This window comes from Shewanella sp. TC10, from assembly GCF_009663145.1.
In the GTDB taxonomy this organism is placed as follows: Bacteria; Pseudomonadota; Gammaproteobacteria; order Enterobacterales; family Shewanellaceae; genus Shewanella.
This window is the reverse complement of record NZ_VKHR01000090.1, coordinates 1-12,681: the sequence shown is the minus strand read 5'-3', so window position 1 is coordinate 12,681 and position 12,681 is coordinate 1. Positions and strand designations below refer to the sequence as shown.

At 37.8% G+C, this 12,681-nt stretch carries 12 protein-coding genes and 2 tRNA genes; 11 read left to right on the top strand and 3 right to left on the bottom strand.

Features of this window, described 5'->3' with window-relative positions; translation table 11 throughout:
- Positions 1-13 precede the first annotated feature (13 nt).
- Together FNZ24_RS20640 and FNZ24_RS20635 are read left to right on the top strand one after the other, a co-directional pair.
- Positions 14-90 (top strand) — tRNA-Asp (locus tag FNZ24_RS20640).
- Between the two features lie 884 nt (positions 91-974).
- Positions 975-1,051 (top strand) — tRNA-Trp (locus FNZ24_RS20635).
- A gap of 217 nt (positions 1,052-1,268) precedes the next feature.
- Here FNZ24_RS20635 and FNZ24_RS20630 read toward each other — a convergent pair.
- Complete coding sequence (locus FNZ24_RS20630; protein ID WP_153916674.1) at positions 1,269-2,450, bottom strand: response regulator transcription factor; 1,182 nt, start codon at positions 2,448-2,450, stop codon at positions 1,269-1,271.
- Positions 2,451-2,494: 44 nt separating this feature from the next.
- Positions 2,495-2,986: a LuxR C-terminal-related transcriptional regulator gene (locus FNZ24_RS20625; protein WP_153916673.1), complete on the bottom strand. Its 492-nt coding sequence runs from the start codon at positions 2,984-2,986 to the stop codon at positions 2,495-2,497.
- Between the two features lie 310 nt (positions 2,987-3,296).
- Here FNZ24_RS20625 and FNZ24_RS20620 point away from each other — a divergent pair, with 310 nt between their 5' ends.
- The 8 genes from FNZ24_RS20620 to FNZ24_RS20585 all read left to right on the top strand — a co-directional run bounded on the left by FNZ24_RS20620 (position 3,297) and on the right by FNZ24_RS20585 (position 11,247).
- Positions 3,297-3,662 carry a response regulator gene (locus tag FNZ24_RS20620; RefSeq protein ID WP_153916672.1) on the top strand — a complete coding sequence of 122 codons (366 nt, stop codon included), beginning with the start codon at positions 3,297-3,299 and terminating at the stop codon, positions 3,660-3,662.
- 19 nt (positions 3,663-3,681) lie between these two features.
- Positions 3,682-5,532: a chemotaxis protein CheA gene (locus FNZ24_RS20615; protein WP_153916671.1), complete on the top strand. Its 1,851-nt coding sequence runs from the start codon at positions 3,682-3,684 to the stop codon at positions 5,530-5,532.
- Between the two features lie 11 nt (positions 5,533-5,543).
- Positions 5,544-6,056: a chemotaxis protein CheW gene (locus FNZ24_RS20610; protein ID WP_228768569.1), complete on the top strand. Its 513-nt coding sequence runs from the start codon at positions 5,544-5,546 to the stop codon at positions 6,054-6,056.
- A 4-nt stretch (positions 6,057-6,060) separates the two neighbouring features.
- Positions 6,061-7,905, top strand: coding sequence for a methyl-accepting chemotaxis protein (locus FNZ24_RS20605; RefSeq protein ID WP_416384858.1), 1,845 nt, complete (start codon positions 6,061-6,063; stop codon positions 7,903-7,905).
- Between the two features lie 3 nt (positions 7,906-7,908).
- The gene (locus tag FNZ24_RS20600; RefSeq protein WP_153916670.1) at positions 7,909-8,748 is read left to right on the top strand and encodes a CheR family methyltransferase; all 840 of its coding nucleotides are present in this window, start codon (positions 7,909-7,911) and stop codon (positions 8,746-8,748) included.
- On the top strand, positions 8,738-9,358 hold the full coding sequence (gene cheD, locus FNZ24_RS20595) for a chemoreceptor glutamine deamidase CheD (protein ID WP_153916669.1): 621 nt from the start codon (positions 8,738-8,740) through the stop codon (positions 9,356-9,358). The genes FNZ24_RS20600 and cheD overlap by 11 nt, the downstream gene beginning before the upstream one ends.
- Positions 9,359-9,366: 8 nt before the next feature.
- A complete protein-coding gene (locus FNZ24_RS20590) occupies positions 9,367-10,410 on the top strand; it encodes a protein-glutamate methylesterase/protein-glutamine glutaminase (RefSeq protein ID WP_153916668.1) in 1,044 nt (347 codons plus the stop codon).
- 312 nt (positions 10,411-10,722) lie between these two features.
- Positions 10,723-11,247, top strand: coding sequence for a DUF3087 family protein (locus FNZ24_RS20585; RefSeq protein ID WP_153916667.1), 525 nt, complete (start codon positions 10,723-10,725; stop codon positions 11,245-11,247).
- Between the two features lie 74 nt (positions 11,248-11,321).
- Here FNZ24_RS20585 and FNZ24_RS20580 read toward each other — a convergent pair whose 3' ends face one another.
- Positions 11,322-11,747: an organic hydroperoxide resistance protein gene (locus FNZ24_RS20580; protein ID WP_153916666.1), complete on the bottom strand. Its 426-nt coding sequence runs from the start codon at positions 11,745-11,747 to the stop codon at positions 11,322-11,324.
- Between the two features lie 454 nt (positions 11,748-12,201).
- On the opposite strand from FNZ24_RS20580, the gene FNZ24_RS20575 reads away from it, so the two are divergent.
- A partial coding sequence (locus FNZ24_RS20575; protein WP_153916665.1) for a hypothetical protein occupies positions 12,202-12,681 on the top strand: 480 nt, incomplete at its 3' end.

The following is a 12,681-nucleotide window of genomic DNA, read 5'->3' as shown; positions in this document are numbered from 1 at the left end:
GCATTTTGCTAAAGGAGCGGTAGTTCAGTTGGTTAGAATACCGGCCTGTCACGCCGGGGGTCGCGGGTTCGAGTCCCGTCCGCTCCGCCAACACAAAGACTAAAGCCTCATCGAAAGATGAGGCTTTTTTCGTTTTAGCTTTACGATAAGCCCTATCACGTCTTGTTTATAAAGAATGATAGGGCTTTTTCGTATTTGAAACATTTTAATTAGATATTGTGGCGTCGCAGACTTTTGCAAAAAATAGTCCGCCCCAGCTTCGCGTTCGTAAGTTCACGGCTATCGTCGTACTCACCCACAAACATAAAGATGAAAGCCTCTGCAGCAATGCAGAGGCTTTTTTCGTTTGAGTGTTTCAAAGAAAAGTTATATGAACTGTATATTTACTAACTAAACCAGGATCATTATAGTTTTCCTAAGTCAATACTGGTCATGCTGAGCATATCGTCCTATGGAGTGCTCTAAAGTAGCTAGCAGGTTGTTACACGGCTGGTTGCGAGCTTGTCGTTAATAAGTGTACGTGACTCCGCCAGTATAACGAAAGGCTTAACAGCTTTGTTAGAGGGGGTTGATGTATTTCTTTTCTTCGCGCCTCAGTCAATACATTCTCTCCCCCAATAACTCGGAATAAAGAATCTACTTAATACATGTGAACACACTAATGTATTCATATTCTGTGTTATCCATTCATTGCAGTTCAATCGTGATTTAATCGTATGCTTACGGCTTTCACGTTATTTGTTACTTCATAAAAACTATCGATACTGTCATCCTCCATTAAAATAAGAGCCTGTTAACATTTGAAACTTCGTGATCCGTTCCAGCATAAATAGCGTATATAACTTTGATGTCTACGGATAAGCTAAAATGTATTATTTATCGCTATATTTGGCTGAAAAACCCACAATCAGTGCGTTTGTGATAAATAATGCTTTACCTTTCGCAGTGGTTTTAGCATAATGCATTCCGTCAACAGGGGTATAGTTCCAATTGGTAGAACAGCGGTCTCCAAAACCGATGGTTGCGAGTTCGAGTCTTGCTACCCCTGCCAAATTTAGAAGGCCTAGCAGAAATGCTAGGCCTTTGTCTTTTCTAAACATCCAAAGTTTTATCTATATTCTTAGTCCCAATTTTTTAGTCCTACAGTCCAAATACTTCACTTTCATTGTCATTAAGTCTTGGTTTTATCAATAGTGGTAAATCGTACTTTTTAAAATTAATCCAAATATTGTTTTACTTAGTTTGTAATTCTTTGGCTTCAAGTATCCTCAAAATAATTCAACGTCCAAATATTCAGACTGTTCAGGTATTACTTCAATCGTAGAGATTGTCATATTTTTGGCGGCCTGTACTGATGAAAGACAATCTTCAAGTACTTCTTTTACATTTAAGAAATCATCACTAATTTCTTTGTTTTCCAGGTGGTTTTCTATCAAATTAATGAAAAACTGTTCTTGTTGATCGGTTAGTTCTAATTCATGAAAGCTAGCACTTATTTGACTAATTAATAGAGCAATAATGTCTCTTTTTTCCATTTCCATTGAGGTGATCCCTCTGCGAATCATACTCATAGCGTTTGAAAGAGTAGTGACACTGTCACTAATAGCCTGTTCGTTACATAAGCTGATAAAACGGTAATTGATAGCAGGAATTAATTTTGCTGCGATATCGACTAACATGCCATAGGCATGTGAATCCTGCCGAGGCATATTTTTAACTAGAATGGAAATATGATCATCATTAAATATTGTACGGCGTCCAAAACTATATATACGTCCTTCAGTATGAAGTACTTGAAATATTTTTAGTTTCACTTCTGAACAATCAACGGAATCAATATCATAATTAATGATCTGATTTTCTGAACGTAACTGGATCGCTGTAAATATGTCATTTTTATTGAAAAAAATTGCGACTTCTTTAGCCAACTCTTGTGGTTTGGATATTTGATTAAGCTTTGCAATTAACTCAAGCGCATTTCCATATTCTGAAGCTTGTTTCATGGCTGTATCAGCCATACTGAGGGTTTGCTTTCTTAAATTATCTAAATCACTGAAATCAAAAATATCTTTCTCTAAACGTAGCATTCTCTGCACAACAGCGATTGGGCAAATGGGTTTTATAATATAGTCATCAACATTAAAAGAGTATGCTGTTCGAATAACATCATCATGTATATCTTGACTAAGCACAACGATATGAGGCTTTATAGAGTTAGAATTTTCAAAAATATATTTGCAAAGGTCTAGGCCTTCTATTTCAGGTAAATGTACATCTAATATCACAAACATGAATTGTTCAGTATCTATAAGCTGTTTTGCTTTGTTACCATCAGATGCCAATACTATTTCGAAGTGGGGGGATAGTGCATCTTCCATGATGGTTAGCAGTGACATATCGTCATCAGCAATTAGAATTCTATTCTTTTTACATTCCATTGTAGTTTCCATTTCTACTTTCCCAAAATATGCATGTAAATTAGGTAGGTTTAAAACTATTCGTTGAAGCTAAGGTAGATATTGGACAATAAGACCAATTGTGCCAGGCGTGCGACTGATTTAATCTTTAACTTATTAAAAATCTTTGCTCTATGTACCTCAACAGTTCTTCTACTAATAAATAAACTTTTAGCTATCTCAACTGTTGTTTTTCCATTTGCGACTTCAGTTGCAATTTCAGATTCTCGCTTACTTAAACACTTTAATTTCCTATTAGCCTCTAATGTTAGTATAGGCAGATTTATGTTTTTATATTTAGCATGAGTTATTTCGACATTTATGCTTGAATATTGTTCAAAAGGCGAAGCATGTATAAATTCATAGTTAGAATTATAATCAACTATAGCTTCTTTGATGTGTGGTATGCTTTTGAATTTAATGAAGTTGTTAGCGTAATTTACTTGGTTGCTGTCAATGTGGATTGTTAAATTGCTACCTGAACTGTGTAAGCTATTTGCTGAAAATAGCTTATTTTGTAAATGTTCCATTTTATTCCCTTAAATCAAACTAATTCCCTTTAAAGACTTTTATTTTTAAGCTTTGCTCAATATTAAGCTAAGCAGATATATTCGAAACAGCAAATGAAATATAGGTATTTTTACTTATTGTCAGTTCTTAATTTTCTGAACTAGCTTAAATAGTGAGCTTATTATAAGACAGGATCGTGCTGAAAAGCATATAGATTCAACTTCCTAACATACATTACAAAGAAAGTACTGAATCCTTTATCAGTGAGTTCTTACACATATAGGCTAGATTCTTTCGTTTCTGCCTTTGGGAGTCATGGATGAGAATAATATGAGCAAGAATATTTTAATAGTGGATGATTCTCCATCAATACGTCAAATGGTTGAGGTCACACTAAAGTCTGCCAATTACCAAGTTACTTCTGCAGTAGATGGTCAAGAAGCCTTAGATGTTTGTAAATTCAACCGATTTGATTTTGTTTTAACAGATCAAAATATGCCGCGCATGGATGGGTTAACTCTGATTAAATCGCTCAGGACAATGAGTGCATACCAAAGTGTGCCAATTGTGGTGTTAACAACAGAAGCAAGTAATGAAATTAAAACTCAGGGAAAGGCTGCTGGTGCAACGGGTTGGATGGTAAAACCCTTTGACCCAAGAAAGCTTTTAGAAGTATTGACTAAAGTGCTGGGTTAAATCAAAGGTTAGGGATTTTATGTCTATTGATATGAAGCAGTTTCATGGGGTGTTCTTTGATGAAAGTCAGGAGCATTTAGATAACATGGAACAAGAATTGATGGCTTTAGATTTATCAAACCCCAACTCTGAGCAACTCAATAGTATCTTTCGTGCCGCTCACTCTATTAAAGGGGGGAGTGGTATTTTCGGATTTGATGCATTGACCGGCTTAACTCACATTATGGAATCCTTGCTTGATAAAGCACGTCAAGGAACAGCCTCTCTCAGCGATGCAACGGTAAATGTATTACTAGAAACTATTGATTTATTGAAAGTTATTCTTGGTCAATATAAAAGTAACGATACGGTAAACCATGAAAGCGTTGAACAAGGGATTACGCGGTTAGAGGCAGTAATCGATGAAAAAGCACCAGCAATAAATAATACCGACGACATTGAAGGTTTTGGCTTTTTTGATGACGAGCCAGAGGAGTCGGCGCAAGCACAAGAAACTGAAGAGGAACAAGGCTTTGGTTTTTTCGAAACCCCTCCCGTTACCTCAGATGCTGACTCCAAAGGTTATGGTCTTTTTGATGAAAGTGATGTGATAAAGGCTCAAATTGACCCTGATACTAAAAAGTTAACCCCCGAGACAATAGAGGTTTCAAGTCGTCGAGTAAAAGAAGCCGCTACGTCAGATAAACAGAAAGCTACATCAGAAACAACCTCCATAAGAGTCGATACAGGAAAGATTGATTCATTAGTTAACTTAGTTGGAGAGTTAGTTATTACTCAATCTATGTTGGCAATGATTGGATCTGAAGTTATAGGCCCTATTGAAGATAAGCTGCAAAGTGCACTGGTTGAATTACAACGTAATACACGTGAAATTCAAGAGTCTGTTATGTCAATGCGTATGCTACCTATGAGTATGGCATTTAATCGTTTTCCAAGGGTTGTTAGAGACTTATCTAATAAATTAGATAAAAAAGTTGACCTCAAAATTGAAGGTGGAAATACAGAAATCGATAAGGGAATGATAGAAAAACTTGTTGATCCGCTAACTCACCTAGTAAGAAATAGCATTGATCACGGTATTGAAACGATGGAAGAACGTAACAATGCGGGTAAGCCTGAGAATGGAACAGTGATCCTTAGGGCTGAGCAGCGTGGTGGGAGTATCGAAATTAGTATAACCGATGATGGAGCTGGACTTGACCGCGATCGAATTCTTGCTAAAGCTGCAGAAAATGGATTGAAATATGACCCTGATATATCAGACGCTGAAGTCTGGGAGTTGATCATGGCTGCCGGATTTTCTACAGCTGATGAAGTCACAGATGTCTCTGGGCGTGGTGTAGGTATGGATGTAGTTAAGCGAAATATTGAAGCGATTGATGGACGAATTGAAATTGAGTCTTCGCCTGGTAAGGGCTCTGCTTTTCATATTCATTTACCTCTAACTTTAGCCATAGTTGATGGTATGTGCGTTTCAGTGGCTAACCAAATATTTGTTGTTCCGTTAGTAAACATTGTGGAATCAATACAGCCTTCACTTGAGCAAGTTAAAGTCATATCAAACGAAAGGCTACTTTGGATAAGAGAGCAGTATTGGCCTTTAATCGAATTACATGCAGTGATGGAAGTTGATGGTGCTTTAACAGAACCTAATAAAGCGATCGTGGTGCTAATTGAGAGCAGTAAAAAACGTTTTGCACTGTTAGTAGATTCTTTAGTTGGTCAGCAACAAGTAGTGATTAAAAGCCTTGAAAAGCATTATAAAAGAGTAGCTGGCGTAGCTGGAGCGACCATTATGGGGGATGGAGGGGTGGCGATGATTCTTGATGTTGAGTCATTAGCTGATTTATCCAAACCCCTAAAAGCATAGGGTGAGAAAATATGGAGAAAACGAATAATGCACATGACAATCAGATGCATATTGATGCCGAGTCGAGAGAGTTTTTAAGCTTCGTTTTGGGGGAAGAGCATTATGCTTTAGATATCATGTCAGTGAAGGAAATTAGAGGTTATGAAACCGTCACAAAAATAGCTAATGCTCCACCTTTCATCAAAGGGGTGATCAATTTAAGAGGTGACATTGTCCCTATTGTAGATTTACGGATTAAATTTGATGTAGGTGAAGCAACCTATAATGATTTTACGATCGTTATTATGTTGAATGTTGCTAATCGAATTGTAGGTATTGTTGTTGATGGTGTATCTGATGTAATCCCGCTCATCGATGAAGAGATAAGGAAACCACCTGAGTTTGGTGTGGCATTTGATACTCGATACTTACTTGGTCTTGTACCGATAGAAGATCATATGGTTATTTTAGTTAACATTGAAGCATTGATCAGCAGTGATGAGCTTGGCTTGGTCGATACAAAAAATATTGAATCACAGGAGTGAGAAAATGAAATTTTTTGATTGGTTTAAAGAGGGGAGCTCTGCCGCTAATGGTAATCAAAATTCAATAACAGAATCAGACGAAAGCAGAAATAAGAATATACAGGCAATGCGAAATGCTCAGGCATTAGAATTTAGTTCGACAGCGTTTATGATGGCTGACATTGACCTTAATATTATATATGCCAATAAGGCAGTAATTACCTTACTCAAAAATCTTGAAGAAGATATTAAGGCAGCCCTACCGAATTTCTCAGCCGATAACTTACTCGGTCAAAATATTGATATTTTCCATAAACAACCGTCGCATCAACGGGGCATGTTAGCAGGCTTAAAAAGTACTCATCAATCTTCGATCGAAGTTGGACGACTGAACTTTCGATTAACACTAAGTCCGCTATTTGATGATAAAGGTGTGAATATAGGAACGGTTGTAGAATGGTTAGAGCAAACGGATTTGTTAGTTAAAGCCGGTATGTTAGATGCTTTGGACCGCTCTCAAGCGGTAATTGAATTTACCCCAGATGGCATTATTAAGAGTGCCAACCAAAACTTTCTAAATACTGTAGGTTACAGGCTTGAAGACATCCAAGGTAAGCATCATAAAATGTTTGTGGACCCCAATTATAGCAATAGTGTCGAATACAGTATGTTTTGGCAAAATTTAAATCGTGGGGAGTTTTCGACTGGTGAGTATAAGCGTTTTGCTAACGGTGGTCGTGAAGTGTGGTTGCAGGCTTCTTACAACCCCATTATGAATTCAGCAGGAAAAGTCACAGGAGTGATTAAGTACGCTGCTGATATTACCTCACGTAAGGCTGCCATTAATGATGTGAAACGGGTATTGATGACATTATCAACAGGTGACCTAACCACATCAATTGAAAGAGAGTTTGAAGGTGAATTCAAAGAGTTAGGTGATGCAATCAATAGCTTTATAGCTAACTTAAATGAAACTATCTCACAAATTACTTCAGCAACAAGAACAATTAATGATGCTTCAGGTGAAATAGCTCAAGGAAATGCAGATTTATCTAGCCGTACTGAACAGCAAGCTTCAAGCCTAGAAGAGACTGCTTCTAGTATGGAAGAGCTGACTGGAACAGTGAAGTTGAATTCAGAAAATGCAATACAAGCTAATAGCTTAGCATCCGAAGCGTCAGGAGTTGCAATAGATGGAGGGAATATCATTAAAGACGTGGTTACGACCATGTCATCGATTAATGAATCAGCACGTAAAATATCAGACATTATTGGTGTCATCGATGGGATTGCTTTTCAAACGAATATTTTAGCGCTTAATGCAGCTGTTGAGGCTGCAAGGGCAGGTGAACAAGGCCGAGGCTTTGCGGTGGTCGCATCCGAAGTACGCACACTAGCTCAGCGTTCGGCAGATGCAGCAAAAGACATTAAAGAACTGATTTCTGACTCAGTGAAAAAGATTGAAAATGGCAATGTTTTGGTTAATCAATCAGGTGACACTATGGAAAAGATTGTCACTTCCATTAAACGAGTAAATGACATTATGTCAGAAATTGCCGCGGCTTCTAAGGAGCAAGCTACGGGAATTGATGAGGTAGGCAAAGCAGTGATGCAAATGGATGAAGTTACTCAGCAAAATGCAGCACTTGTTGAGCAAGCTGCTGCGGCTGCTGAAAGCCTACAGTCTCAAGCTGAGCAGTTAGCAGATCGAGTTAGTACATTTAAAATTGATGATGCTTACAACGATTTACCTGAAAGAAATATAGAAAGGTTAGTTAAGCCTGAGACCAATAAAAGATTAAGTTCACGTAGTCCCCAGAAAAAAATTCGAGCAGCTTCACCAGAAGAAGATGAGTGGGAAAGCTTCTAAATTATGAAAGGACAACAACACGAAAGGGAGTTTTCGTTTTGTATAAAGGACTTTAACAATGTTCGTAAGCTCTTGTACAAAAAAACAGGCATTAAGCTAGCCGATAGCAAAGATGCTATGGTCTATAGCCGTTTAGCTAGACGGCTTAGGCCTCTAAACATCACAAGCGTCGCATCGTATCTTGAATATATTCATTCCAATAAATCCGAAGAGCAGTTATTTATTAATGCACTGACTACTAATTTAACGTCTTTCTTTCGCGAGCCTCACCATTTTTCAGCGCTGAAGCAGTTTCTTAGCACTCACAGTGGACGAAAGCGTGTTTGGTGTGCTGCCAGTAGCACAGGAGAAGAGCCTTATTCTATAGCTATGACAGTTGCAGAGGTGTTTAACAGCTTTCAAACACCAGTCGAGATAATAGCCTCTGATATTGATAGTGGTGTACTAGATACTGCGAGTTTAGGTATTTACAGCGAACAACGTGTAAAAAACCTTTCTTCAAGTCAGCTTAAACGCTTCTTTCATCGTGGCAAAGGAAATCAGCAAGGGTTTGTGAGAGTGGTTTCAGAGCTGCGAGATATGGTGACCTTTAAACAAATTAACTTAATGAACAACTGCTGGGATCTTGTTGCACCAATTGATGTGATTTTTTGTCGTAATGTAATGATTTATTTTGATAAACCAACACAAGTAGACATTCTTGGGAAAATGGTCAAGTTGATGGCTGATGATGGATTATATATTGCTGGTCATTCCGAAACATTCACCCATGCAGGTCATTTAGTGTGCCCTTTAGGGCAAACAATGTATCGACCTTTAAAGGAGATGAATAGTGTCGTTTGATGGGCAGGATGAATACCGAAATGATATTGCTAACCGCTATTATGATAGATACTTTGATATTGAAGCGGTAAAAATATTACCAGGAGAGTATTTTGCGACAACTGATAACACTATGATCGTAACTGTTTTAGGTTCATGTGTTTCTGTGTGTTTAAGGGATCCTGTTAAAAATATTGGTGGTATGAACCACTTTTTATTGCCAAGTGATAGTGACTTTTCAATTCCTTCTGTATCGCAATCAGCACGCTATGGTGTTTTCGCGATGGAACTACTTATAAATCAGATGCTAAAGTTCGGTGCTGATAAAAGACATATTGAGGCTAAAGTTTTTGGCGGAGGAAATGTCATGAAAGGTTTTACCTCCAGTAGTGTTGGTGAGAGAAATGCAGAGTTTGCCGTAGATTATTTAAAAACTGAACATATTCCTATCATTGCGAGTGATTTACTCGATAACTACCCACGTAAAGTCTATTTCTTTCCCCATACAGGAAGAGTCGAAGTTAAGAAAATTAAGTCCATGCACAACAGCACCATTATGGATCGTGAGAGTGAATATAGAATGCGTATCCGTGGTGGCGATATTGACAGTTCAGTTGATTTTTTTGAGTGAGATTGCGGATGATAAAAGTATTAGTTGTTGATGATTCAGCTTTGATTCGTAGTTTACTTGGTGAAATAGTAAAAGCAGAAAAAGATATGCTGCTCGTTGGGGCCGCGCCAGATGCTTATATTGCCAGAGAATTAGTCAATCGATTTTCTCCCGATGTCATTACTTTAGATATTGAAATGCCTAAGGTAGATGGGCTTACATTTCTCGAAAAACTCATGAAAGCACGACCTACTCCTGTTGTAATGATTTCTACTTTAACTGAGCAAGGGGCAGAGGCAACACTTAGAGCTCTAGAGCTTGGTGCGATAGACTTTATTGCAAAACCGAAATTAGGCGTTGCTCAAGGCATTGAAGAATACCGGGCATTGATAGTTGAGAAGATTAGGTTGGCAGCAAACACTAAAGTTAAACCCAGAATTAAAACTGAAGTGTCTCAACAACTTGTTTATAAGTTATCTGGTACTGAAAAAATTATTGCATTAGGAGCATCAACGGGTGGCACTGTAGCCCTTAAAGAATTTTTAATGCATCTGCCTGCTAATAGCCCAGCGGTAGTGATAACCCAACATATGCCTCCAGGCTTTACCACAAGCTTTGCTCAGCGATTAAATTCAACCTGTAAAATCAATGTGCATGAAGTCACGGGAGGGGAGCGTATTTTACCAGGTAATGCTTATTTGGCCCCAGGCAATTTTCATTTAACAATAGTTCGGCATGGTTCTGATTACCGTACTGTTTTATCTGATGGTGATCGAGTAAGTGGCCACAAACCATCTGTTGATGTCATGTTCAATTCATTAGCAAAGTGTGCAGGAGAAAATACCGTAGCTGTGTTGATGACAGGAATGGGCAAAGATGGTGCTGCGGGTATGTTAGCACTTCGTGGTCAAGGGTCGCATACTTTGGCACAAAATGAAGAAACCTGTGTTGTGTTTGGTATGCCAAGAGAGGCAATTAATTTAGGGGCAGTCGTTAACGTCTTGCCTCTATCCGACTTAGCCTCAGAGGTGCTCAGTTACTTGCAACGAGTTAATGCTGGATCGCGTTTATAAGAGGAAAATATTTTTTAATGAATCTTTTAATTAACGATATTTATTTTCAGTCCGTTCGGCTGAAGGTAGCTGAGAGTTCAAATCTGCTAAATTTTCTCATGTGGTCGATGTAATAACAGCAGTTTTTACCCCCCTGTCTATAAGACTTCGTTAAAATCTATGCAAAAGGGAGGGTGATTAAAGGGGGCTTAACTGAGGATTACTAGCAATAGTTTCAATAAAGCTAAAACGTCATTAAAAATCTTTTGATTAAGCTAGTATGTGGGTCAAATAGGTATACACTACAGCGACATTTGGTTTGTAGGATTATATATGAAGTTAATCGCTATTAATAAACAGTTGTATCGCAAGCAATTAAACCAATTATTGATTGCTCTAGTAAGCTGTTTAGCCTTGTTATCTTTGGGGTTTGGAGCTCTGTTAATTGCTTTTTTTGGTAAAGAAGTGGTTGCAGGTGCTGAATCTACAGGAAATTTTCATTTGAATTTACTGGGGGTTGTTTTAGCGGTGATATCTTGCAGCTTAGTGATGAATATTATTAAGACTAAACCCTTTATGAAGGATATTTACTGGGTTTGGCAGCTTAAACAACTACATAATAAAATTTATCGTAAGCATGCCAAAATTGTTGCTGCTGCAAATGAAAATCAAGTAGAGGCGATCACCATTTTATTATATTACTATCGAAGCCAAAAATTAGTTTTTGAGCTTGATAATAATACCCTAACACTTGATACCGTGAATCAAAACATCAGTGGCATTGAGACCCAAATTGAGTTGTTAAATTTAGTTATCACTGAGGATGATTTTCAGTCATCGTTATTAGATAAATATTAAAGGTCATGCTATTAGGTTGTTTGAAATTCAAGTCACCTAATAGCACTCTGCTGCACTACTCTTGTGCCTTGTGTTTACACTTCAACAATCAGTTCCACATTAATGTTTCCGCGAGTTGCATTTGAGTATGGGCAAACTTGATGAGCTTGTTCAACAAGAGCTTGCGCATTTGTCTGAGTCATACCAGGTAGCGTTATGCGCAACACCACATCTATTGCGAAGCCTACACCAGCTGTGTTGATTCCAATCCCAACCGTGGCTTCTACATTTAAATCAGGGTTTAGAGCAATTTTTTGTTGTCCTGCAACGAACTTCATAGCGCCAATGAAACAAGCAGAGTATCCTGCTGCAAATAGTTGCTCAGGGTTTGTCCCTTCACCACCTGCACCGCCTAGTTCTTTTGGTGTGCTTAAGTTTACCGAAAGTTTGTTGTCAGACGACACTGATTTACCGTCTCTTCCGCCTGTTGTCGTAGCTGTTGCTGTATATATTAAATCCATGAAAACTCCATAATCTTTAAATCATATTAATGACATAATTGGATAAAAAGTATCCAATGGTGATTTTTTACATATTACCTCTAAATTTTATTGCTGGCAATTAAGTAGCACGCAACTTAATTTTTTTCAAAGTAATTTTTAATATCCAATAAAAACAATTGCCTACAAATTTAATTTTGAAATGGTTAAATATGAACCTAATTAATTGCTATCACGTAGAATTATTATCTGTTTATTGCGGTCTAATTAGTAACCAGTTACTTTATATCTCGAACTCGCAATAAAATTTGTGGGCCGATATTGAAGAGTGAAGGTGAGATTTCAATATAGAAAGTTAGAAACTGTTTCTTTTTATTAGAGTTTTAGGTGAGCTGTGCAGCTCAATATTTGTGCGGACATTTATCGCATGTTACAATTGTTACAAAATATAACAATTAAGTGCCTAGGATAGAAAATGAATACCAACTTAACAAAAGAAGAGTTAGCTTGCTTTAGTGAATTATTCGCTAAGAAGCCTTCTGCTGTTAAGACTTCCACGGAGAGCGGCACTGAAACCGTTTCAGTGACTACCGAAATACCGTCCACTCTGGCTAGCCTACTCGGTAAGACCCAGTTAACCTTACTTGCTGAAATCAGTCATTATCGATTGTGGTTTCCGTTGAATATCGCCATGGATGAACTTGGTCAGTTTACGCCCAAGTTAGGTATCCCTGAGGTGGTCGATACCCGTGGGGCTGAGCGCAGTTGGCGAATGAAAGAATTAGATGATGTCAGAATTATTGACTTCGATACTAATTTAGCAATTGAGGTGTTATCGCTTTCAAGTACAGGCTTAACCTTATATGCACCTAATATTTCAGATAAAACTCATTCTCGTCGAGCTAAATTAATATTAACTAAAGAGATAAATTTTGAGATTGAATMTCAATTCTTT

Coding starts and splice junctions, on each gene's coding strand:
- FNZ24_RS20590 (WP_153916668.1), top strand. CDS start 9,367: ATGATAAAAGTATTAGTTGTTGATGATTCAGCTTTGATTCGTAGTTTA.
- FNZ24_RS20630 (WP_153916674.1), bottom strand. CDS start 2,450: ATGGAAACTACAATGGAATGTAAAAAGAATAGAATTCTAATTGCTGAT.
- FNZ24_RS20625 (WP_153916673.1), bottom strand. CDS start 2,986: ATGGAACATTTACAAAATAAGCTATTTTCAGCAAATAGCTTACACAGT.
- FNZ24_RS20580 (WP_153916666.1), bottom strand. CDS start 11,747: ATGGATTTAATATATACAGCAACAGCTACGACAACAGGCGGAAGAGAC.
- FNZ24_RS20600 (WP_153916670.1), top strand. CDS start 7,909: ATGAAAGGACAACAACACGAAAGGGAGTTTTCGTTTTGTATAAAGGAC.
- FNZ24_RS20610 (WP_228768569.1), top strand. CDS start 5,544: ATGGAGAAAACGAATAATGCACATGACAATCAGATGCATATTGATGCC.
- FNZ24_RS20585 (WP_153916667.1), top strand. CDS start 10,723: ATGAAGTTAATCGCTATTAATAAACAGTTGTATCGCAAGCAATTAAAC.
- FNZ24_RS20605 (WP_416384858.1), top strand. CDS start 6,061: ATGAAATTTTTTGATTGGTTTAAAGAGGGGAGCTCTGCCGCTAATGGT.
- FNZ24_RS20620 (WP_153916672.1), top strand. CDS start 3,297: ATGAGCAAGAATATTTTAATAGTGGATGATTCTCCATCAATACGTCAA.
- FNZ24_RS20615 (WP_153916671.1), top strand. CDS start 3,682: ATGTCTATTGATATGAAGCAGTTTCATGGGGTGTTCTTTGATGAAAGT.